Source organism: Sessilibacter corallicola (genome assembly GCF_021290925.1).
GTDB lineage: Bacteria > Pseudomonadota > Gammaproteobacteria > Pseudomonadales > Cellvibrionaceae > Sessilibacter > Sessilibacter corallicola.
The window spans coordinates 651,554-672,092 of record NZ_JAJSLX010000002.1; the positions used below are offsets into that span (position 1 = coordinate 651,554).

A 20,539-nucleotide genomic window follows, 5' to 3' on the forward strand; every position below is an offset into this window, starting at 1 on the left:
TTCATGAAATTTCCGTTTATCGACGTTACATGAGGGAGACTACTTCCCCGATTTGGCCGTCATCATAGTATAATCGCGCAAAAGTCATTAACGAAGTAATTATCCATGTCACTACCTCCCTGCCCACAATGTAACTCGGAATACGTATACCAAGACCAAGACAACCTCGTTTGTCCAGAATGCGCTTATGAGTGGAATCCAGCGGACACCTCCGCTGATGAAGACGAACCCACAGCAAAAGACGCCAACGGCACACAGTTGAATGCAGGCGACAAAGTAACACTCATCAAAGACCTAAAGGTAAAAGGCAGCTCCCAAGTGCTTAAAATTGGTACCAAAGCGATGATTCGTCGAATTGTAGATGGCAAGGATCACGAATTGGATTGCCGAGTGGATGGTGCCGGAGAAATGATGGTAACAGCAAAGTTTGTTAAAAAAGCGTAATAGAAAATTCAAAACTCTTATACCCACGTTACAATTAAAATAATAAATTGCGTGGGTGTAGCTTGTATAAGTCGAATAGGAATTAATGGATTATAAGCGTTATACTGTTTGTGTTAATTATCATAACCCGTGTAACTATTAGGGCCGATAAATTTTATAAAAAACGGAGTAAAATTCCGACATGTGGCTAAATTTGGAACTCCATTCTCAATTATAAATCGTCGAAAAGCCTTCCACTAATACATTCATCTAGCTGTCCCTAAATCGACCTATAATTTTTATTTTCATATTGTGTAAACAAGAAGTGAAATTCATACCCGGCTTGGGCGAGAAAATATTATTTGTAGTAAAACAATGAATTATACATTGAGATAAATCGATACTGATTAAATTTAGAGGTAATTAAGGACACCTCAAACCAGTAAAATAATCTGACAGCGTATTTCTGGATAAATGCACCAGTCATTTAGAAAATAAAAATGAATTGCGTGCCAAAAATCGCCGAAATATTGACGTGGTACGGGTTGCAAGTTAGCGTTGACAAAATTTATTCCAGATAGATGTACGAACGACGGTGCATTTGAGTAAAAGCGTCGTGGTGACAGTTGATTTTGGAACCTGCGTCGTAGGAACGTCTATTAAATTGTTAGATGTATTCGAATAGAGCGCTAAAGTGAACATGGAGAAAGATGAGATAGGGATAGTCAGCACATACTCGATATTAATTCTGTTTATTGGCTGGTTTGTTTTTAGCCCTGGGTATACTGAACCTTCGGGCGATGTGGTTTTGACAGATATTCAAATGATCCTTTACACCTTCTCTCTAGTAATTTTTATACTGTTCGGATTAATTACTTTAATACTAGGTTGGGTCGGGCTGGCAAAGCCACGTTACGGAAAACAATTGGTGCTGCGCCAGCGTATCATTTATTGGTCGGGTATCGCCCCTACAATTTTATTTACGATATTTTTGGTCTTCTACGGGCTATATGTTTTTAATCAGGCAAACATCTAACAATCCGCTCAAAGAGCAGCAGCAAAAGCTGCTTGGACCTTCGCTGCGCGTCTTATTTTGTGCTTTAATAGCACAAAATAATCCACTCCGCTTCGGCTCTTTAGCGGGGCGTTATATTTTCACTCAAACTAAGCAGTAAACTATGAGTAAAGAATTTAAAAAGCGAGACATTTATCCGTCTCCTAAAAAGTCGTTTATGTTCACTCTGAAACCTTTATCAGAAATAAAGAACGACTGTTTATATGTATTAGATGCAAATGTGTTATTGCTTCCGTACACAACAGATGTAAAAAGCCTTGATGCCATCAAAGATGTCTACTTGAGATTAGTTGGCAGTAATAAGATCTTTATTCCATCACAAGCAATAAGAGAATATTTGGATAACAGATCAAACAAGTTGTCAAATATTAATGAAAGCCTTTCAAAAAAATCTAATCAAAATTTTAACTATGTCGGTAAGTATCCCTTGCTTGAAAGCCTTCCTGAGTATCAAGATATTCTTGAGCAAGAGAAATTATTAAAGGAAGCAATAAGAGAACACCAAAATAGAATACGAAAAACGATGGGGGCAGTACAAGCTTGGGGCTGGAATGACCCAGTAAGTAAAATGTATCATGAGGTGCTGTCTGAAAGAGTTCTCGATGATGCCGCTTTGAATCTTGATGATATTTCAACAGACCTGAAACGGCGAAATGAACTGAATATTCCACCTGGGTACAAGGACAAATCGAAAGATGAGAACCAAGCTGGGGACTTACTTATTTGGCATGAACTTTTAGAGCTGGGAAAAACTCAATCACAACATGTGGTATTCGTTTCAGGCGATGAAAAAGCAGATTGGTGGCATCAAAGCGGGAAAAAACCTCTTTACCCTAGATTTGAGTTAGTAGATGAATTTAGAGAAGTAACTGATGGTAAATCATTTCACATATTAAGCTTGTCCGGGTTGTTAGAGTTATTTGAAGCAGATATAGAGGTAGTTGAAACGGTCAAGAGTTCAGAAGAAGAGGTTAAGGGACAAGCCACTCATAAACTCGATTTCAGCAAGCCACCTAAAAAGCCAACAACAATTCAAGCCAGTGAAGAATACAGAAAGCATCTAAATATTCCTGAAAACCATAGGCTTATTGAACGCAGCTCAAAATGGAAAGTAAAAGGTGGCTATGACACAGATACATATGAGCTAGTAGAGATTGATGAAAATGATAGCCAAGTAGCTAAATATGTTCTGTACGACAGCACAAAAACAGAGCCACCATTCAACAGAGAGTTATACGCAGAGAAAATATAACAAGTGGGTCCAGGTGACGCCTACGGCGCACCTGACCCAAGCGTTAACCGCTCAAGAGGCATAAGTGGAAATTCTATTAAGGATAATTGAAAAAGATGAAAAGCCCGTATTAGCCTCCTTGTTCAATTATTATATGTACGAGTTTTCTGATTTAACCAGAAGCAAATTACAACCGGACGGTAGCTACATAAGGAACACAGAGCTTATCGACCGATATTGGCAAAAGGAGAATCATTACCCTTACTTTATACTTGCTGATGAAGAGATAGCTGGATTTGTCTTCATTCGACATTACCCTTCAGAAGATGGTGTATTCGATATTGATCAGTTTTTCGTCCTAAAAAGGTTCGCTCGTATGGGGGATTGGAAGCGCCGCTTTTAATAGGTCTCTAGAGCTCTTCCCGGGTAAATGGATAGTTAGAGTTATGAAGGAGAATGAGAGGGGATTTCTATTTTGGAATAGCGCCGTTGGTGCTGTAACTGGCGGTAATTTTCGACACTCGTTTGAGTTAGATGACGGTGTCGAAATGCACTTTTTTCGGTTCAGCGTACGCGGTTAACAAAGCGGTCAAGCCTTACGGCTATTCCGTCTCTTGTTTATGTGGTGGTCGCTACGCAGCCACAACACAATCAACCGACAATAAAAAGGACATCCATGAAATTGACTTTCCTTCCAATCCCTGCAATAACCCCAAAGCATGATTAAACCCCGCTCCGCACAAATCTCCATCGACGACACGCCGTTTTACCACTGCATGGTTCGTTGTGTGCGTTGTGCTATTTGTGTGGTGATGACCATGAAGCTGGTGAGAATTTTGATCATTGCAAACAATGGTTAGTTTCTCGTCTTCGTTTTTTATCCTACATTTACGCTATCGATATTTGTGCTTACGCGGTGATGAGTAATCATTACCACGTGGTTTTACATGTCGATAATGTTCGCGCCGAAGGATGGAGTTTGGATGAGGTTGTTGAGCGCTGGTTGCAGTTGTATAAAGGCGATAAATTAATTCAAAAGTGGATTGTTTTTCGTGCTGAGATGTCGAAAGCTGAACTACAAAAAACCGAAAAAATTATCCAGCAGTGGCGTGAGCGATTAACATCAATCAGTTGGTTTATGCACGGCGTAAATGAAACTATTGCTTGGATGGCAAACGAGGAAGATAACTGCAAGGGCCGATTTTGGGAAGGGCGGTTTAAATCTCAAGCCTTGCTTGATGAACAAGCACTATTGATTTGCATGGCTTATGTTGATTTGAATCCAGTCCGCGCTGGTATAGCTGACGACTTAATTGATAGTGATTTTACTTCTATTCAGCAGCGTATTTTTGATTTCGTCAATATTAAAAATAAAGCTGAGAAAAATTCAAAACTAAAACAAAATCCAGATAATCATGAGAAAAAACCAATCTTAAATTAACAAAAAGCAATCAAAAGCGAATCCAATTAAAGATAAGAAAGTAGAAAAAATCGAACAAAGCTCCAATTAGAGTTTCTTCCTAAATCTTGTTTAAAACAACTTCATGGCAGCGTACATACTGATATTGCTGAAGCCATTCCAATTACATTTGTTGATTACCTAGAACTGGTCGAAATTACCGGGCGGTGTATTCGTGACGACAAACGGGATTTTATTTCCGAGGTATCTGAAAAAACTATACATGCTCTTGGGCTTAGTCCAGAACAGTGGATTACGCACGTCAAAAATTTCACCTCTTTGTACGCTTCAAATGCTGGTTCGAAAAATGCCTTAAAAGCCAAGTCCGATAAAGACAATAAGCGTTGGTATAAAGGTATTAGGCTAATGGCCTAGATTGCTAGTTAAGTTAAAGCTCGCCTTGGTTTACCACTACTTAACCTGACTGTTTTTATTTCAATAAAACTTTAAACGCATCTCAAATTAATTCTTTATGCTCTGCTCGCAGAGCCCCAAGCCAGTTTTTTGAATCTTGCTTGTCGTTGCTTGGTGTGTTTTCCGCGTCGATATGAATTTTAATTATTGGATGTCTTTTTAATTCCTTTTTAATTCCTTTTTAATTCTTTCATTTTCGATGTGTATATGACTGATGTGGCTTGCATTACGTGCCATATTTTCCAAAAATACCTTAATAAAAATCACGTTGTTTTACTGTTTATTAGTGGCGTGTAATGGCGTGTAATATCGATATCTTTATTTTCAATTTATTCTATTGATGAGTTGTGAACTTTCTCCCTTTAATAAGTGAAAAGGAAAATAGAATAATGTCTAATCCAACGAGTTTCGATAGTCTCAATGCTTACATACAAAATGTAACAGACCAAGCCAATGAACAATTGGAAGCAAACAGAGGGAGCCGCGCTGTACCAGCACTTTTACCAATAATTGCACCAGCACTAATCAACGCTGCGGCAATGGGAGGTATGGCTGCTGCTGCCTATGCTCTTATGCCTCCTATAGGTGAAGGTGAGGCCCAAGCTCGCATGATGCGACTTGGAATTAAAAGTAACTATTGGGGACTTTTACGTCTCATTGTTGGTACTTTAGAGACAACATTTGTTATTCCTCCCAGTCTTAATCTTGATGGGCAATTTAATGTTGTCCTTTATAATCAAAATGAAAGCCGCTCCGCGAGAATTGTCGCAGAGTATACGGGTTATCCAATTAATGATGATGGTGAAACTGTTGATAAAGCGGCAGGAGTTACGAGGTTGTATGAATTAGCCACTAAAGTAGATGCATATGTAAAAATCGATCATACCAACCCGTTACCCTCGGTCCTCATAAGCGCGAATCGATCAGATATTAATGATTGGGGTAATGGTTGATATTTTGATCAAAAGAAAAATTATAATTAAAGTGCATGCCAAATTGTATTCTTTTGCGTTGATTTACTATCGACACTGAACCCGTTTGATTAATTTGGTACTATAGAGCTACTCGAAAAAAGTAGTTCTATAGTCATTGTATTATCACTGAAGAGCCTGCGTTTAGTTGGACTGTTTATCATTTTTTCATTAAAAAGATAGGCCATGATAAATGGTTTAATTCGATTCGACCATTTGGGGTGTTGGAATCAGATTGGTTGCATCAATCGACTAAAATTGAGAGGTTGACAGTTCAAGGTTAATTATCTGAGCTTCATTCTCCATTCGATCAAATAATTTTTTACGCTGATGCCGACGATTTCGGTAAACCTTGCTGAAAATCCCGAGCGTGACATCCCGCAGGCCTCGGCTAATGAAATCATCGTCCATTTCTTTTCAGGTTGATAATGAATGGCTCTCAGTGCGCGTCCAATATGTTCATCTTTTAACGCGGCTAACCAGCCAGAATTGGCTTCGAGCGCTTGCTCCAATCATTGACGAATTAATTGAATAATTAATATATCCGCCAGACGCGTAATGGTGGTTTCGCCATCGGGTTTTAATTCTCTAGCTTCTTGGTCGATAAATCGCAGTGTGCTTTCAATCCATTGTTCAGTATCTTTACTAAATTCGTTTAACGATAATAACGGCGGTAATTGTTGTATTAACAGTTCTCCCGAAACTTGGTACAAAGCTTAGTACGCATCAGGTTAATTCCGTTCGAACTCCTTCCGTTAAAATCTCCAAATATACGTAGCGTTCTGATTTGTTGAATGAAGAGTTTGATGCAGTATTTTATCCCGGTGGTTATGGACCGTTGTGGGATCCGTACAGTAACTCTGATTCCATGAGGGTTTTATTGCCGCAGAAAAACCGGTTGCCACGGTTTGTCATGCCTCAGCCGTGCTGTTAAAGGCAAAAGACAATCTTGGTGAGCCCCTCGTTAAAGGCAAAAAAGTTACCGGATTTAGTAACTCTGAAGAAGCTGCTGTGGGATTGACAGAAATCGTTCCTTGTCTTGTAGAAGATCAGTTGACTGCTTTGGGTTGTTTGTATGAAAAAACGGATGATTGGAACCCAATTGTGATAATTGACGGTTTGCTGATTACAGGACAAAACCCAGCGTCTTCATCCGTTGTGGCGGACGCTTTGATTAAAGCGATAAGCTAGCTTAAACATTATTTTATGGCGCCACGTAAAGTGGCGTCGTTACCCAATTAATTTCATCAAAATTTCAGTAAACCTCAATACTTTCCTTTCCTATTCTTAAAACAGAATATCTCGTAGTGTTTCTTGGCCGAAGGCCAGTACCTTTTTAGTATCGTTAGACGTCCGATATTAACGGCTGTATTATCAGTATGATGAAATTTTGATTTTGAACGAACAATAAGACGCGACAGTATTGCGAATTAAGAGGTATGAGTGGGTATGGGTTTTACGGACAAAGAAAAAGAAGCTCTTTTAGCGGTTAAAGGTGTCGGTCCAACGGTGATTCAACGATTTGAAGAAATTGGCATTTGTTCTTTTGATCAGTTAAAGAAGTGTCAAACCAACGATGTTGCCGAAATGATAGCAAACATGCTTAATTCCACATGCTGGAAAAATAGCCCGCAATCAAAAAATGCAATTAGAGGAGCCATAGAACGAGCAAAACAGCCTCTATAACCAGCTAAGATTTAAATCGAAAAGTATGATGGAAATTAAAAAAATAACTTGGGAAGACACCATTCCAATTCGACACCAAGTTTTATGGCCAGATAAAAATCCAGAATTTTGTATCGTTGATGGCGACTTCGAGGCATCGCATTACGGCGCATTTTTAAAAGCAGAATTAGTTTGTGTGGCTTCAATTTATATTTCAGAAGATTCTGCCCGCTTAAGAAAGTTCGCAACATTAAAAGAGCATCAAAATAAAGGTGTTGGTAGTTATATGCTTAACTATCTATTGAGTCACTTAAAAGAATCTGGAATTGATCACTTATGGTTTGACGCAAGAGAGTCCGCACTCGGTTTTTATCAACGATTTGGTTTTAGTCCTATAGGTGACAGGTTTTATAAGAGTGGTGTGCTTTATTTTAAAATGAGTCAAAAGTTCTGAAGGAATATTTTATAATGTGTTACTTTTCTTCCTGTGAAGCACACTAGTAATTCAGTAAGGCTCAATTGCGTACTTAAAATTGACTAGGTTGTTCGAGCATAAATGGTCAATTCTGTCAGTAGAGTTTTCAGATTATGAAAGCATTCTTAGTTTGGAAATATTTTCAGGAATGGATATCGGGTAAGTTATTAAGATGATTCATAAACTATAAAATTACTAATACTTTTAATACTAAGTCGGCATGAATAATCGAAATTTAACATTTGTCCGTTGAAATAAGGCAGCCGATAATTCGGCTGCCTTATTTATTTCTTCAATCTATTCTGGAAAAGCTAGACACATTATGGTTCTAATTGCCGTATTATCTGACGTGTTTCTAAAATCAAGTGTTATTCGTGTCGCGTCTACACATCTACATTCGCCGCTGGTACCTGATCTAAAACCGTTTCTTGCTGGTAAATGAGGCCCTCCGCTGGCGGTATTCAGTGAGATTTGAACTCTGCATTGTGTTTGTGTAATGCGACCGAGACTGTCAAATCTTTCATCAGAAGCACCTGCTGCTACAATTCGTAAGCCATTAAATGGGCGGCCATCTTCTCCATCGTCACCAGTGAAGCCCCTGGGTCCTCTAGCGCCCGTGAATCCTCTGGGACCTCGATCACCATCTTCGCCATCGATTCCGTCTCTGCCGTCAGCACCATCTTCGCCATCGATTCCGTCTCTGCCGTCAGCACCATCTTCGCCATCGATTCCGTCTCTGCCGTCAGCACCATCTTCGCCATCGATGCCGTCTCTTCCATCAACACCATCTCTACCAGGTTCACCTTGGATACCTTGTTCACCTTGGATACCTTGTTCACCCTGCAATCCACGTTCACCTTGAGGACCTTGAACACCAGTTAAGCCAATGGGGCCTTGTTCACCCGTATAACCACGTTCACCTCTTGGGCCTTGCTCACCAACTGGTCCTCGATATTCACTCCAAGCAATACCATCACAGATCAATGGAACATTTAGGTAATCATCAAAATAAATGGCGCCTCGGGTATCGGCTTCACAAAAGAAAGGTTCTGTTAATTGCGGGGTAAGTAACACGGCACCTTCAACGGTTACATTGCCATCAAACGTATTATCGCTTGATGAAACTGGGGGTACAGAATTTGAATCTACTGGATCAAATCCACGTCGAAGTTCGTCAATATTGGTAAATCCATCACCGTCTGAATCGACATGAGCATCATTTAAAAATCCTCGAACGTCCAGACTGAATGCATTATTCGGATCGGATGAAAAAATATTAATTTCCTGTTCATCCGTTAAGCCATCACCATCAGTATCGGTTAGGTCTACATTTAAAGTAACCATGATTGAATCGGCGATTACTCGATTGTCGGCGCCTAAGTTATTGATAGTGACTAAAGTTGGATTTAGGTATGTGCCTAACGAAAAAAATTCTCCGCCATTTTCTTGTTGGTTAACCTGAATGGTACTTTCGCCATTAGCGTGAGTAACAATGTAAGTTGCATTAGTTGCTCTTCAGCGTGCAGAAGACCAGCGGGCAAACACCTCATAATTTTGTCCGTCAGTAATAGGAATTTCCCATTGGGCTTCAAAAAAAGAGTCAGAATTATTGTCGTGAAGATAGCTTTCGCCGAAGAATCCTTCGTTGAAACTACTGACAAGCCAATTTCCTGAAGTAGTAGTGAAGCCTGAAGATTCATTGTCGATAATCATCGATTCTGCCATAGCAGTTGATGATGCAAATAATGCAATAAATAAAGCGTAGTTTAATTTTTTCATGAGTTTAATATAAATTTAATTTAAGTTGGAAGGGGAATTTAAGTCATTCCCCCATTTGGTGATTACATGTTATTAGTTGGGTGGTAAAACGCAGATAAGTCGAGTGCCAGGCAGAGATCCTTCAATTATTGACTGTGATACTAATCTGGATGGAGACAAACATCGGCAACCTATGGGCCCGCCTTGTATATATGGCGTTCCCTGACTATTTGTTAGAGTTGTGGTTACCTGACAAAAGAATGAAGTATTTCCTGTTATTAATTCAGTAGCATAAGCAACGGTTGCAAATCCAACTTGTCGAGGAATTTCTGCAACAATGTTGGCAACTTGTGTGTCCACATATTCTCTAGTGGCCAAATGTTGCGGAGCGGTAGGGTTACTGGCTGTTACATTCCCTATAACCTGTAATGCTGAGGTTGGGTTGGTGGTGCCAATACCTACATTGATATTGGTAGTCACTCGGCCAGAGCGATCAGTCCATGAGCTAGTGCCTGACGGGCCTTGAGGACCGATTGGACCAGTTGCGCCAGTTAGGCCTCGTTCTCCCTGAGGGCCTTGTAAACCTGTTAAACCGATAACGCCTTGAGGCCCTTGCGGTCCGGTTAATCCAATAATGCCTGGTTCACCTTGGGGACCCTGCGGACCAGTTAAACCAATTGGTCCTTGTTCTCCATCTATTCCATTTGCACCGTCGATTCCGGCCGGGCCTCTAAATTCTAACCACTCGATTCCGTTACAAATTAATGGCCCATTTAGGAAATCATCAAAATAAATGGCACCTCGGGTATCGGCTTCACAAAAGAAAGGTTCAGTTAATTGCGGAGTTAATAATACCGCGCCTTCAACGGTTACATTGCCATCAAACGTATTATCGCTCGATGAAATCGGAGGTACAGAATTCGAATCTAACGGATCAAATCCACGTCGAAGCTCGTCAATATTACTAAACCCATCACCATCTGAATCAAAATGTGCGTCATTTAAAAAACCCGATACATCTAGGCTAAACGCATTATTTGGATCAGATGAAAAAACATTAATTTCCTGTTCGTCGGATAAGCCATCACCGTCGGTATCGGTTAAATCTGCATTCAAAGTAACCATAATTGCATCGGCAACCACTCGATTGTCGGCGCCTAAGTTATTGATGGTGACTAAAGTTGGATTTAGGTATGTACCTAATGAAACAAATTCTCCACCATTTTCTCGTTGGTTAACCTGAACGGTACTTTCACCATTGGCGTGAGTAACAATGTAAGTTGCATTGGTTGCTCTTAGGCGAGCGATAGACCAACGAGCAAATACTTCGTAATTTTGTCTGTCATCAATGGGGATTTCCCATTGAGCTTCGAAAAAAGAGTCAGAATTATTGTCGTGGAGAAAGTCGTTTCCGAAAAAACCTGGGCTAAATTGACTAGGAATCCAGTTTCCTGAAGTGATTCTGAATTCTGGTGATTGATTATCTACAATTATCGATTCTGCTATAGCAGTTGATGAAAAAGATAAAGTTACCAATGCTGCGGTAAATAATTTTTTCATTAAAATAATATTCCTAAATTAAATTTTTTTATTTTCAAATTTGGTGTTGCGATTTTATTAATGCTTGTTCGGTTTTTGGTGTTTAATTGCTTGGTTGTACTGTTTTTATAGTTTTTAAATTTTTTAAAGGTCATGGTGGCCCGTCCCGCATATAAAATTATTGCGGTTGAAAATTAGTAACCTAATATTTAATTTTTTGTTGATTTTAGTAGTGCGCTTGTTAATTATTTAATGATTTTTTGCCTTTTAAATAGTCAAAAAGCGATAAATTAAATTTTGGATGTGTAATTTCATCCAAGTTTAAATGTGTAAATAAAATAAATAATCAGAAATTTATTTTTCAATTTTCTGACTGTTTTGAGAAATTCAATAAAATAATGCTGGAAAGCTAAGTGCGTTATCAGGCAGATAGCACGTTTTCTTTCGTTTGCTAGTTTAGATGCTGCAGGAGTTAGAGCTTTTAATAATTCGTTTGTTAACTTATTGGGTTAATTATATATTCCGCTTTTTATATTCTTCACCTGATAATAATGTCAGAGAATTAATGTGGGTATGAAATCTTATATTTTTTATTTAAAGCGATAATTTATTTTTTATGTGATTTTTTATTCAAGATAAATTAATGGATTGTTGTGTTTGTTTGTGTGGTTGCGTTTATTTTGAGCTTATTTTAATGGGTGTAAGGTGGTGGTTATTTTTGAGAATGATTTGTTCTTTAAAATCTAATTAATTTTCAGGATTGGTCAATTGTGTGTGGTGAGGGCGAGGTTGAGTGGAGGAATGGTTCATATTGGGTGAAAGGTTTTTCGGATACAAAATTATTTTTTATTTTTTTAAATTAATTGTATTTTTGACTGTTTTATTTGTTTTTGGTGTAAGTTTTATAGGTGCTTATGTCAATTTTTATTGTTCAACTAAATTGTTATCAATAAATAATATGAGTTATATAAAGCGCGAAAGGTCTTATCGTTATTTTTCTCAATCCATTCTTGTATTACCGCAATATTTCTTTGATTGAGATATTCGAATAATTTGCCATTTTGAGAAAATCTTCAGAAGAAAACTTGTGTCGAAATTGTTCAATACCTGACTAAAATTGAAAGTTAGTTTGTTTTCCAACGTTTATCTATCTAAGGAGGCAAAACATGGCATTGCGTACGAATTACTTTGAGTTAGCATCGAAAGCAATGGAAATACTGCTGAGTCAGGAAGAATACTTACGGGCTCAATTCAGTGTTTCTGAAACCGTCACGATTTCGACTTGGGAGCTGGTTAAGCTAAGGGTTTCACAAATTAACCAATGTGCATTCTGCATTGATATGCATACTACTGATGCAGTTAGCAAAGGGGAGACCCACGAACGCATTATCGGCTTAAGTGCATGGCGTGATATGCCTATGTATTCAAAGACCGAGCAAGCCGCGCTGGATTTTGCCGAGAGCCTAACCTATGGTAACCGCATTGATGACCAGAGTTACCAAAACTTGGTAGACTGCTTAGGTGAGCAATCTGTTGTTGATTTAACCATTGCTGTTAATGCCATTAACAGTTGGAATCGAGTTGCCAAAACATTCAAGCCAGAGGTAGGCAGTTATAAGCCATAATAGCTCAACAACACCTGCATTAAATTTTCAGTTGTCCCAGCCCACGGGACAGCTGTCTTCGTTTGTGCAAGGAATATGGTCGGCATCGGTCAACGATACCGACCCTGTCGTCAAGCCGCTGTACTCTGATGCAGGCAACGGTATTTTATTTAATTTTTCCAGCGATTTAGCCATTGATGATGAAATTATCCCCGAAGGGGTAATCATCCTTCCGGTGAGTAAACAAGCAAAAACCGTTGCAATACCCCCCGGTGCGCATTTAGCGGGTATCCGCTTTCATCCAGCCGTTGGTTATGGCGTGCTGCGCCAGCATCTCAATAAGCCCACCTTATTGGCTCCTGATCAAGATCAGATGTTTAATCTCTATCAGGTGTTTTCGGAACTTCAAACAAAGCAAGACAACAACAGTAGAATCGAAATCCTGTATCAGTGGGTGGATGAAAACCTAAACTTTACCGATGTTATCCCCGATTCCGTCGAAAAAGGCATGAAGGCCATCGAGCAAGGCAAAGCACCTGGTAAACTGAATGAAAGTATTGCTTTAAGCCAGAGACAGATGGAGCGTCAGTTTAAACTTTGGCTTGATATGACGCCAAAATACTACCAGCGTATTTTGCGAATCAAAAAAACGATTAACTTTTTGCGTGAGAACAAAGATGCAAACTTGGCGGAAGTGGCTGTGCAATTTGGTTTCAGTGATCAAGCGCATATGACACGAGAGTTTCGCACCATTGCTTCGATCACTCCGGGTAAATTCGAAAAATAAATAGATCTAAGACGGTCTGATTTCATTCACTCTTTCTTTTGAAGCACGAGAAGTTCCGTTCCTTTAGTGCTATTGATAATAGTATTACTCTCAATGCGATTTCTATCGGTATAATGTGTGAGCACATCAGAGCTTTTAAAGGAAGAGTAATGCCACATTGTATCATCGAACACTCATCTGACATTGATGGGTCAGATTTAATATCAGCCGTTCATCAGGGCGCTTTAGACTCGGAATTATTTACTCCAGAAGGTAGCGACATAAAAGTAAGAGCTATTTCTTATTCGCACTATAAAACAGGCAGTGTGGATATCAGTTTTGTACACGTAGTTTTAAGAATTTTATCTGGACGTAACTTAGAGCAGAAATCTGCACTTTCACACTTGGTGTTGGAAAATTTGAAAGCCAAGGCTCTTAAAGATTGCTCTATTTCTGTTGAAATTGTCGATATCGACCGAGAAAGCTACGCGAAATCCATTGTGTAGCCGCAAATCTGATTGGAGATTGAGATAATTTGATCAGAAATTCCTGTATATAAAAATTGAGGCGAAGATGCGATTATTGTACGTAATGGATCCCATGTGTGGTTGGTGCTATGGTTTTCAGCCAGAGCTAGAGCAGTTTTTAGAAAAGTACCCAGCTGCACAGGTGGATTGGATTATGGGTGGATTAGCGCCAGACTCAAACCAGCCCATGGACGAAAGCTTACAACAAACAATTTCTTCTTATTGGCACCAAATAGAAGAGAAAACTCAAGTAACTTTTAACCATGACTTTTGGAAGCTAAATACACCTTATCGCTCGACGTATCCAGCTTGCCGTGCGGTAATTGCTGCAGAGCGATTAAAGCCGAACAGTGCGCAGCAAATGGCTAAGGCCATCCAATCGGCTTATTATCTGGAAGCCAAAAACCCATCGTTAGAAGAAACGCTGATTGGCTGTGCTAGCTCATTAGGTTTAGATGAAAAGGAATTTATTCAGGTTTTTAAATCAGAAGAAACTGAGCAGCGGTTTCAGCAGCATTTAAGTATTACTCATCAATTACAGATTCAGGGCTTTCCAGCGCTGTTGTACATTAATGATAACAATCAAGCGTACCCGCTTGCTCTGGGCTATAACAACTTGGCGGGTCTAGAGCAACAGTTAAAAGCTATTGATGAAATATTGTAAGAGTTAAAAATATCTAATTTTTGCTTTCCAGTCGTTATATTTGGGAAGCAATTTGATTTTCAGGCTCTTTTTTTTCAGCTTCAATTAACGCCCGCCATTTAAACCAGCCGACAATAACAATAACCACATAAGCTGCGAATAAAAACGCGGTGGAGGTTAAGCCTCGTTCTAGATAAACGAACACTGAAATTCCGTCGATAACAATCCAATACAACCAGTTTTCCAGTACTTTTCTCGCTACCAGAATGGTTGTAAATACGCTCGCCCAAGTGGTGAATGAATCAACGTAGGGCCAAGCTGCTTCGGTATTATTGTTGAGTAAAAAGCCACTGATGGCCGATACAGCAATAATACCGCTGATGGCTAAAGCGTGTTTTTGCCAAGGCCAAGAATGAATTTTTAGCGTTTCACCAGAATCTTTTTGCTTGCTCCATTGTAACCAACCGTAAACCGCCATCGCTAAGTAATAGACATTAAGCGCGGCGTCCATAAATAAATACACTTCCCAAAAGAGAATGATGTAAATAGACGTGCTGATAAATGCGCAAATCCAACCGATGCGTTTTTCGAATAAAATCAATAGCAGATAAGAGACGGCCAGTAAGACCGCAAGATTCTCCCAGGTAAACAATGATTCAAGCATGGGAGAACTCTCCGTAATTTTTAATCGGTAAAATTAAGACAATACTTCGGTATTGGGTAAGAATTTAGCAACGAATACGGCCTTGCCTTGAGTTTCATAACTCCATTTAAACAAGACTTTCAACGAATCCATCACGTGATTGTATTCGCCCATAATAATGGTGGCGGTCGGAAAGGTTTTTACTTCCAGATTATCGATAGTGTTTACTTTTTCAATAAACGCTTTGATCGGAGGAATGTAATCGCCATTAAATGGATACATCGTCAACTCTACCGATAACATCATAATGTCTTCTCCTATCATTAATAAAAGCACGGATATTAACCTTATCCGTGCTTTTCGTTTTATTAAAACTGATAACTGGCAGAAACACCCAGTACGCGTGGTTCACCCAATTGAGTGTAAAGCTCAACTTCGGAGAAAAAATCCCTCGGGTCATTACTGAACGTGCCGAAGCCACGAACTTCATAATCTACGTCGGTAATGTTACGGCCCCACACGGCGAATTCCCAATCAGCGGCAGCATATTCCAAACGCATATTCAGCAGCTCGTATCCGTCGGCTTTAAATTCGTGATCGTTTGAGAAAAAGAAATCGTCTTTTCCTTGCACTTGCACATCTAAATTTAAATCGTTGGTGAGCTGAATGTTGGTGCCAACCGTAAACGTATAGTTGGGTGCTTGTGGCAAGTCGTGGCCGTCAAGATCAACACCAATATTTTGTTCAGGATTGGCATCAACGTGAGAGAAGCTGACGTAATCTTCAAATTCGCTTTCGAGTAAGCCGAGGCTTGAATACACGTTGATATTGTCGTTTAGTGCGAAATTAAGTTGCGCTTCTAATCCTAAGCTATTGCCAGCCGTTGCATTATCGACAAAATCACTGAAGGTACAGGGTTGATCCATCCCATCAGTGCAAACAACGTTGGTTGCTGAAAGCTGAACATCTTCGCGGTCTTGATAAAATACAGACACCTGGCTCTGTAAACGGCCGTTAAACCAAGAACCTTTGCTGCCGATTTCGTAATTTAACAATTCTTCTGAATCGAATTCTCGTTGTTCAGGTTCTAGCGTGTTGTTTGGATTAAAGCCGCCGAATTTAAACCCGCGCGATACTAAACCGTAAATAAAGTGATTGTCACTGACGTTGTATTCCAGTGCAATTTTGCCGCCCCAATCGGATTCATCGGCATCGAGAACCACGCCGTCGTTATCCGCATAATCGGCATCACGTTGTTCGATTCGAGCACCGGTAGTTAGCGTGAGCTTTTCATTTAAGGCAAAACTGATCTCACCGTAAACGGCAGTATTTTCGGTTTCGTATTCGGTTAAAAAGTCGTTATCTAAAAATGTGTAAACACGACGAAGATCCACTTGTTGATCGCGATAATAAACACCGGCCAACCACGTGACAGAACCTTCGTCAGATAACCAACGTACATCTATCGCGGTATTTTCGTTATCGCGGATAAAGTTATCAAACGAAGAATACTCTAGCTGAAATCCCGTATTGGCTTCGTCGCAGGCTAAACCATCGCAGAAGCCAACAAACGTCCAGTCTTCATCAAAGCCGTATTCGATGTTGGAATCCGCTCGGCTCACAGAACTGATTAACCGTTGGCCGTTGGCTAAATGCCAAGTGCTGGTCAGTGATGTAGCAAAGGTTTCCTGGCGGTCGTGGCCAGGATCGTCGGTTTGGGTTTCTCGACCATTATCGAGCGAGAAAGAATCGTAGCCGTTATCGGCATCTGCATAGAAAAGAACCAGATCTAAATCCAGTTGCTCGTTGGGCTGCCAAGAGAACGTACCGCGAGCCACGGTTTCGTCGATATTTTGGGTATCTTCTCGATTTAAAAAAGTGTTGTCGATGTAACCGTCGCTTTCATTTTTTTGCAGCGCTACTCGTACGCCTAAATTGTCGCTGATTGGCAGGTTAACAACGCCTTCAATGTTGCGGGTGTCGTACTCAGCAAGGGTTGTTTTTACGTTACCACTGAACTCATCCGTGACCGATTGAGTTTTGACGTTAATTAAGCCCGCCAGCGCATTAGCGCCATACACTGTGCCCTGTGGGCCACGCAGAATTTCCACTTGATCGATATCGAGCGTGGTGACTGTGGTGCTGATACCGGTGAAATCGATACCGTCAACCAACACACCGACGGAGAAGTTAACAGGCTCAACAAATTCAGAGCGTTCACCGATGCCGCGAATTTGAATAAATCGACCGCGTGATGCACCGCTGGCAAAATTGACATTGGGTGCATTGTGTAAAATTTGTTCTAAGTGGGTCGCATTTTGTTTTTCGATATCTGCTAACGTGTAGACGCTCACGCTGGAGGCCTGTTTAAGCAGGTTGGTATCGCGCAGTTCTGCGGTAACCAAAATCTCTTCGATGGTGGGCGCTTTGTTTGCAAAAGCACCTGTCGATAGCGCACATAGCGTTGAAATGGCCAAACAAGTGGCGGATTTTTTAGTGAAAAGTTTCATGGAGCCTCCCATTAACATGCTTCGTTTAGGAGACCCGGAATGCGGGTGCGAATCAGGCGGAAAATAAGAAGTTCCTATCCCTACGCCGGCATTAACCGGATCAGGTCATAAGGGTTTGCGACATGCATCTCAGGCAAAAACCACCCCTTAGGATGGCGTCTATTCTAACGTTTGATCGGAAAAAGGAAAGCTGATTTAAGCCCTGTAAGCGTTGAGGATTTGGCTGAAATAGTCATTCGCGAGCCGCAAAAGTACTAATTCGCTCGCGACTAGGGTAGATTTACCGTTGTGCATAAAAATAGAGGGCGAGTTCAAATTTAATCTGAAACGCCTGAAAACAGAATTTCTAAATTTTTAATAATTTCAACGCATTGATACTACTGAGTTTTGTGGTGTTTTAGTTTGCCGATGGAAACTCAAAACTGGGCTTCCTGACAAAAGTTTTCGAAAATATTCAAAAAAACGTAAATGTTGCAGATTTGCAACAAATCCGAACCCATGAAAAAGAGGTTGAGCGTATGTTTTCAAAATCAACTTTATCGCTGATTGAATTACCGAATCATTTTATTGAGTTGCGTTTTGATCGGAAAAATGAATCGGTTAATAAATTCGATCAGCGGTGTCTTACTGAGTTGAAAGAAGCGTGTCATGAATTAACACAAAATTCTGCGGTTAAAGGGTTGGTGGTCACCAGTGCAAAACCCACCTTTGTGGTTGGTGCGGATATTACAGAGTTCGGAGAACTGTTTTCTCATCCTCCAGAAAAAATAGAGCAAGAATTTTTAACCATTAACCGAGAAGTGTTTAATGCCTTAGAAGATTTACCGTTCCCAACGGTTGCGGCAATCAATGGAATCGCGCTTGGCGGTGGTCTCGAAGTCGCGCTGGCGTGTGATTTTCGGGTGATGAGTGAATCGGCAAAAATCGGATTGCCCGAAACCAGCCTTGGTATTATTCCTGGATTTGGCGGCACGGTGCGTTTAGCGCGTGTGATTGGTCCTGAGTCGGCAATTTCTTGGATTACCACGGGTTTGCAAAATAATGCCTCGAAAGCATTGGCGATAGGTGCGGTAGATACAATTGCGTCGAACGATTTACTGAAACCGGCGATTGAATTTCTGGAAAATGCAAATTCGGGTGCGCTGGCTTGGCGTGATGTTAGAGCGAAAAAACAATCGCCCTATGATTTATCAGCCTCAGAACTTAACACGTTATTTGATAACGCAGCCAAGTTTGTTCAGACTAAGTTTTCCGGCCATTATCCCGCGCCTATGGCGGCGGTAAATTCCATGCGTAAATCCATTTTGTTGGACCGAACCGAAGCAATAAAAGTAGAAGCGCGCTATTTTGCGCAAATGGCAAAAACGGAAACTTCCAAACAGTTGATTAATGTCTTCTTGGGCGATCAACAAGTTATGAAACACGCTAAAAATCTTGCCAAAACAGAAACCAAAATTGAGCAAGCGGGCGTTATTGGTGCCGGTATTATGGGCGGTGGTATTGCGTACCAATCGGCTTATACTGGCACGCCCATCGTTATGAAAGACATTCAGCAAAACGGTATCGATTTAGGCATTAGCGAAGCTACCAAATTACTCGATGGGCTCGAAACCAAAGGCAAAATTACCGCCGATAAAAAACAGCACGTTCTCGATAAAATTACGCGGACCTTAAATTACCAAGAAATTAACGCAGTTGATATTGTCGTTGAAGCCGTGGTTGAAAATCCAAAGGTAAAGCATGCAGTTCTACCCGAGGTAGAATCCCAAGTAAAAGAAACCGCAATTGTTGCGTCTAACACCTCGACTATTTCAATTGATTATTTGGCGCAACCGTTGGCTCGCCCTGAAAATTTTTTAGGCATGCACTTTTTTAATCCCGTTCATAAAATGCCATTGGTTGAAGTTATTCGCGGAACTCAAACCTCCGAATCGGCGGTGGCAAAGACGGTGGGTTATGCGTTAGCGATGAAAAAGAAACCTGTAGTTGTTAAAGACTGCCCAGGGTTTTTGGTGAATCGCGTGTTGTTCCCCTATTTAGGTGCGTTTATGCAAATGGTGCACGAGGGCGTTGATTTTATACAAATAGATAAAGCCATGGAGTCTTTTGGCTGGCCAATGGGACCTGCGTATTTATGCGATGTGATTGGCATGGATACCACCGTGCACGCGGCCAATGTACTGGCCGATGGTTTTCCAGATCGTATGAAATATGACTTTACCACGGCAGCAGAGCGTCTTTTGAAAAATGAGTGCTTAGGGCAAAAAAATGGCCACGGTTTTTATCATTATGAAAAAGACGAACGTGGAAAAATCACCAAGCAACACAAGCAAGAAATTAAAACCTTGTTATCTTCAATAACGGAATCCGAAAAAAACGTCGATGAAAAAACCATAGCCGAACGTTTGATGGTTGTCTTCTGTTTGGAAGCGGTGCGATGTTTGGAAGAAAATATTGTCGAGCGACCCGTTGATTTGGATATGGCAATGATTTACGGATTGGGTTTCCCGCAATTTCGAGGCGGCCCCATTCGTTACATTGAAACCTTAGGTATTTCTGAGTTTGTTGCTTTGGCGGATAAATTCAGCGAGTTTGGTAATATGTACAAAGTAACCGATACACTGCGGGAAATGGCGAACGACGGCAGCAAACATTTTTACCAGTAGCGTATGAGCTAAACCCTGTTCACGTTGATTATTTTTAGTTCTTTTTGCAATGAACCTCAAAATTGGCGTGAACAGGCGAGCGCTAATACTTAAGCCCACTACGTATTTAGCGAGTAACAGTGGTATGCTTAAAATCTGTCGAGAATGTGTTTGAATGCAGTGGTGAAGAT

At 40.5% G+C, this 20,539-nt stretch carries 23 protein-coding genes, 1 pseudogene and 1 riboswitch; of the genes and pseudogenes, 16 read left to right on the forward strand and 8 right to left on the reverse strand.

Features of this window, described 5'->3' with window-relative positions:
- Positions 1 to 105 precede the first annotated feature (105 nt).
- The 8 genes from LU361_RS10090 to LU361_RS10120 all read left to right on the forward strand — a co-directional run bounded on the left by LU361_RS10090 (position 106) and on the right by LU361_RS10120 (position 5,555).
- Positions 106 to 444 (forward strand): zinc ribbon domain-containing protein YjdM, encoded by a 339-nt coding sequence (locus LU361_RS10090; RefSeq protein ID WP_233088716.1) that lies wholly within the window; start codon positions 106 to 108, stop codon positions 442 to 444.
- 679 nt (positions 445 to 1,123) lie between these two features.
- Positions 1,124 to 1,459, forward strand: a complete 336-nt coding sequence (locus LU361_RS10095) for a hypothetical protein (RefSeq protein ID WP_233088717.1) — start codon at positions 1,124 to 1,126, stop codon at positions 1,457 to 1,459.
- Positions 1,460 to 1,601: 142 nt separating this feature from the next.
- Positions 1,602 to 2,750, forward strand: a complete 1,149-nt coding sequence (locus LU361_RS10100) for a PIN domain-containing protein (protein ID WP_233088718.1) — start codon at positions 1,602 to 1,604, stop codon at positions 2,748 to 2,750.
- A 64-nt stretch (positions 2,751 to 2,814) separates the two neighbouring features.
- On the forward strand, positions 2,815 to 3,132 hold the full coding sequence (locus LU361_RS10105; RefSeq protein ID WP_233088719.1) for a hypothetical protein: 318 nt from the start codon (positions 2,815 to 2,817) through the stop codon (positions 3,130 to 3,132).
- A gap of 43 nt (positions 3,133 to 3,175) precedes the next feature.
- Positions 3,176 to 3,310, forward strand: a complete 135-nt coding sequence (locus LU361_RS20175) for a hypothetical protein (RefSeq protein WP_286206468.1) — start codon at positions 3,176 to 3,178, stop codon at positions 3,308 to 3,310.
- A 138-nt stretch (positions 3,311 to 3,448) separates the two neighbouring features.
- On the forward strand, positions 3,449 to 3,589 hold the full coding sequence (locus tag LU361_RS10110; protein WP_233088720.1) for a hypothetical protein: 141 nt from the start codon (positions 3,449 to 3,451) through the stop codon (positions 3,587 to 3,589).
- Between the two features lie 119 nt (positions 3,590 to 3,708).
- On the forward strand, positions 3,709 to 4,170 hold the full coding sequence (locus LU361_RS10115) for a hypothetical protein (RefSeq protein ID WP_233088721.1): 462 nt from the start codon (positions 3,709 to 3,711) through the stop codon (positions 4,168 to 4,170).
- A gap of 821 nt (positions 4,171 to 4,991) precedes the next feature.
- Positions 4,992 to 5,555, forward strand: coding sequence for a hypothetical protein (locus LU361_RS10120; protein WP_233088722.1), 564 nt, complete (start codon positions 4,992 to 4,994; stop codon positions 5,553 to 5,555).
- 302 nt (positions 5,556 to 5,857) lie between these two features.
- Here the strand turns inward: LU361_RS10120 and LU361_RS10125 are convergent, their stop codons facing one another.
- Positions 5,858 to 6,085: an AraC family transcriptional regulator gene (locus tag LU361_RS10125; RefSeq protein WP_233088723.1), complete on the reverse strand. Its 228-nt coding sequence runs from the start codon at positions 6,083 to 6,085 to the stop codon at positions 5,858 to 5,860.
- Positions 6,086 to 6,286 (reverse strand): cupin domain-containing protein, encoded by a 201-nt coding sequence (locus tag LU361_RS10130; RefSeq protein ID WP_233088724.1) that lies wholly within the window; start codon positions 6,284 to 6,286, stop codon positions 6,086 to 6,088.
- Positions 6,287 to 6,497: 211 nt separating this feature from the next.
- Between LU361_RS10130 and LU361_RS10135 the strand changes: the two genes are divergently transcribed.
- The 3 genes from LU361_RS10135 to LU361_RS10145 all read left to right on the forward strand — a co-directional run bounded on the left by LU361_RS10135 (position 6,498) and on the right by LU361_RS10145 (position 7,692).
- The gene (locus tag LU361_RS10135) at positions 6,498 to 6,764 is read left to right on the forward strand and encodes a type 1 glutamine amidotransferase family protein (RefSeq protein ID WP_233088725.1); all 267 of its coding nucleotides are present in this window, start codon (positions 6,498 to 6,500) and stop codon (positions 6,762 to 6,764) included.
- 258 nt (positions 6,765 to 7,022) lie between these two features.
- Positions 7,023 to 7,259, forward strand: coding sequence for a helix-hairpin-helix domain-containing protein (locus tag LU361_RS10140; RefSeq protein WP_233088726.1), 237 nt, complete (start codon positions 7,023 to 7,025; stop codon positions 7,257 to 7,259).
- A gap of 25 nt (positions 7,260 to 7,284) precedes the next feature.
- Positions 7,285 to 7,692 (forward strand): GNAT family N-acetyltransferase, encoded by a 408-nt coding sequence (locus LU361_RS10145; protein WP_233088727.1) that lies wholly within the window; start codon positions 7,285 to 7,287, stop codon positions 7,690 to 7,692.
- A gap of 318 nt (positions 7,693 to 8,010) precedes the next feature.
- Here LU361_RS10145 and LU361_RS10150 read toward each other — a convergent pair whose 3' ends face one another.
- The 3 genes and pseudogenes from LU361_RS10150 to LU361_RS10160 all read right to left on the reverse strand — a co-directional run bounded on the left by LU361_RS10150 (position 8,011) and on the right by LU361_RS10160 (position 11,031).
- The gene (locus tag LU361_RS10150; RefSeq protein ID WP_233088728.1) at positions 8,011 to 9,057 is read right to left on the reverse strand and encodes a collagen-like domain-containing protein; all 1,047 of its coding nucleotides are present in this window, start codon (positions 9,055 to 9,057) and stop codon (positions 8,011 to 8,013) included.
- A gap of 3 nt (positions 9,058 to 9,060) precedes the next feature.
- Positions 9,061 to 9,492: pseudogene (locus LU361_RS20460) on the reverse strand (golvesin C-terminal-like domain-containing protein); the annotation flags it as partial.
- Positions 9,493 to 9,564: 72 nt separating this feature from the next.
- Positions 9,565 to 11,031: a golvesin C-terminal-like domain-containing protein gene (locus tag LU361_RS10160; protein WP_233088730.1), complete on the reverse strand. Its 1,467-nt coding sequence runs from the start codon at positions 11,029 to 11,031 to the stop codon at positions 9,565 to 9,567.
- Between the two features lie 1,145 nt (positions 11,032 to 12,176).
- On the opposite strand from LU361_RS10160, the gene LU361_RS10165 reads away from it, so the two are divergent.
- From LU361_RS10165 to LU361_RS10180, 4 genes are all read left to right on the forward strand, one after another.
- Positions 12,177 to 12,635, forward strand: a complete 459-nt coding sequence (locus LU361_RS10165; protein WP_233088731.1) for a carboxymuconolactone decarboxylase family protein — start codon at positions 12,177 to 12,179, stop codon at positions 12,633 to 12,635.
- A gap of 64 nt (positions 12,636 to 12,699) precedes the next feature.
- Complete coding sequence (locus LU361_RS20325) at positions 12,700 to 13,401, forward strand: helix-turn-helix domain-containing protein (RefSeq protein WP_233088732.1); 702 nt, start codon at positions 12,700 to 12,702, stop codon at positions 13,399 to 13,401.
- A gap of 149 nt (positions 13,402 to 13,550) precedes the next feature.
- Positions 13,551 to 13,886 (forward strand): 5-carboxymethyl-2-hydroxymuconate Delta-isomerase, encoded by a 336-nt coding sequence (locus LU361_RS10175; protein WP_233088733.1) that lies wholly within the window; start codon positions 13,551 to 13,553, stop codon positions 13,884 to 13,886.
- A gap of 67 nt (positions 13,887 to 13,953) precedes the next feature.
- Positions 13,954 to 14,571 carry a DsbA family protein gene (locus tag LU361_RS10180; protein ID WP_233088734.1) on the forward strand — a complete coding sequence of 206 codons (618 nt, stop codon included), beginning with the start codon at positions 13,954 to 13,956 and terminating at the stop codon, positions 14,569 to 14,571.
- 34 nt (positions 14,572 to 14,605) lie between these two features.
- On the opposite strand, the gene pnuC is transcribed toward LU361_RS10180, so the two are convergent.
- The 3 genes from pnuC to LU361_RS10195 form a co-directional block, all read right to left on the reverse strand.
- Positions 14,606 to 15,214, reverse strand: coding sequence for a nicotinamide riboside transporter PnuC (gene pnuC, locus LU361_RS10185; protein WP_233088735.1), 609 nt, complete (start codon positions 15,212 to 15,214; stop codon positions 14,606 to 14,608).
- A 33-nt stretch (positions 15,215 to 15,247) separates the two neighbouring features.
- Positions 15,248 to 15,499 carry a YkoF family thiamine/hydroxymethylpyrimidine-binding protein gene (locus LU361_RS10190; RefSeq protein WP_233088736.1) on the reverse strand — a complete coding sequence of 84 codons (252 nt, stop codon included), beginning with the start codon at positions 15,497 to 15,499 and terminating at the stop codon, positions 15,248 to 15,250.
- Positions 15,500 to 15,561: 62 nt separating this feature from the next.
- Entirely contained in the window at positions 15,562 to 17,703 is a 2,142-nt protein-coding gene (locus LU361_RS10195) for a TonB-dependent receptor (RefSeq protein ID WP_233088737.1), read from the reverse strand.
- 60 nt (positions 17,704 to 17,763) lie between these two features.
- Positions 17,764 to 17,861: riboswitch (TPP riboswitch) on the reverse strand.
- Positions 17,862 to 18,221: 360 nt separating this feature from the next.
- On the opposite strand from LU361_RS10195, the gene fadB reads away from it, so the two are divergent.
- Positions 18,222 to 20,369 carry a fatty acid oxidation complex subunit alpha FadB gene (gene fadB / locus LU361_RS10200; protein WP_233088738.1) on the forward strand — a complete coding sequence of 716 codons (2,148 nt, stop codon included), beginning with the start codon at positions 18,222 to 18,224 and terminating at the stop codon, positions 20,367 to 20,369.
- The last annotated feature ends 170 nt before the right edge of the window (positions 20,370 to 20,539 follow it).

Excerpts from the sequence above, each read along its gene's own strand:
- LU361_RS10090 (WP_233088716.1), top strand. The coding sequence starts at position 106 with ATGTCACTACCTCCCTGCCCACAATGTAACTCGGAATACGTATACCAA.
- LU361_RS10095 (WP_233088717.1), top strand. The coding sequence starts at position 1,124 with ATGGAGAAAGATGAGATAGGGATAGTCAGCACATACTCGATATTAATT.
- LU361_RS10100 (WP_233088718.1), top strand. The coding sequence starts at position 1,602 with ATGAGTAAAGAATTTAAAAAGCGAGACATTTATCCGTCTCCTAAAAAG.
- LU361_RS20175 (WP_286206468.1), top strand. The coding sequence starts at position 3,176 with ATGAAGGAGAATGAGAGGGGATTTCTATTTTGGAATAGCGCCGTTGGT.
- LU361_RS10110 (WP_233088720.1), top strand. The coding sequence starts at position 3,449 with ATGATTAAACCCCGCTCCGCACAAATCTCCATCGACGACACGCCGTTT.
- LU361_RS10120 (WP_233088722.1), top strand. The coding sequence starts at position 4,992 with ATGTCTAATCCAACGAGTTTCGATAGTCTCAATGCTTACATACAAAAT.
- LU361_RS10140 (WP_233088726.1), top strand. The coding sequence starts at position 7,023 with ATGGGTTTTACGGACAAAGAAAAAGAAGCTCTTTTAGCGGTTAAAGGT.
- LU361_RS10145 (WP_233088727.1), top strand. The coding sequence starts at position 7,285 with ATGATGGAAATTAAAAAAATAACTTGGGAAGACACCATTCCAATTCGA.
- LU361_RS10150 (WP_233088728.1), bottom strand. The coding sequence starts at position 9,057 with ATGGTTACTTTAAATGTAGACCTAACCGATACTGATGGTGATGGCTTA.
- LU361_RS10160 (WP_233088730.1), bottom strand. The coding sequence starts at position 11,031 with ATGAAAAAATTATTTACCGCAGCATTGGTAACTTTATCTTTTTCATCA.
- LU361_RS10165 (WP_233088731.1), top strand. The coding sequence starts at position 12,177 with ATGGCATTGCGTACGAATTACTTTGAGTTAGCATCGAAAGCAATGGAA.
- LU361_RS10175 (WP_233088733.1), top strand. The coding sequence starts at position 13,551 with ATGCCACATTGTATCATCGAACACTCATCTGACATTGATGGGTCAGAT.
- LU361_RS10180 (WP_233088734.1), top strand. The coding sequence starts at position 13,954 with ATGCGATTATTGTACGTAATGGATCCCATGTGTGGTTGGTGCTATGGT.
- pnuC (WP_233088735.1), bottom strand. The coding sequence starts at position 15,214 with ATGCTTGAATCATTGTTTACCTGGGAGAATCTTGCGGTCTTACTGGCC.
- LU361_RS10190 (WP_233088736.1), bottom strand. The coding sequence starts at position 15,499 with ATGATGTTATCGGTAGAGTTGACGATGTATCCATTTAATGGCGATTAC.
- LU361_RS10195 (WP_233088737.1), bottom strand. The coding sequence starts at position 17,703 with ATGAAACTTTTCACTAAAAAATCCGCCACTTGTTTGGCCATTTCAACG.
- fadB (WP_233088738.1), top strand. The coding sequence starts at position 18,222 with ATGTTTTCAAAATCAACTTTATCGCTGATTGAATTACCGAATCATTTT.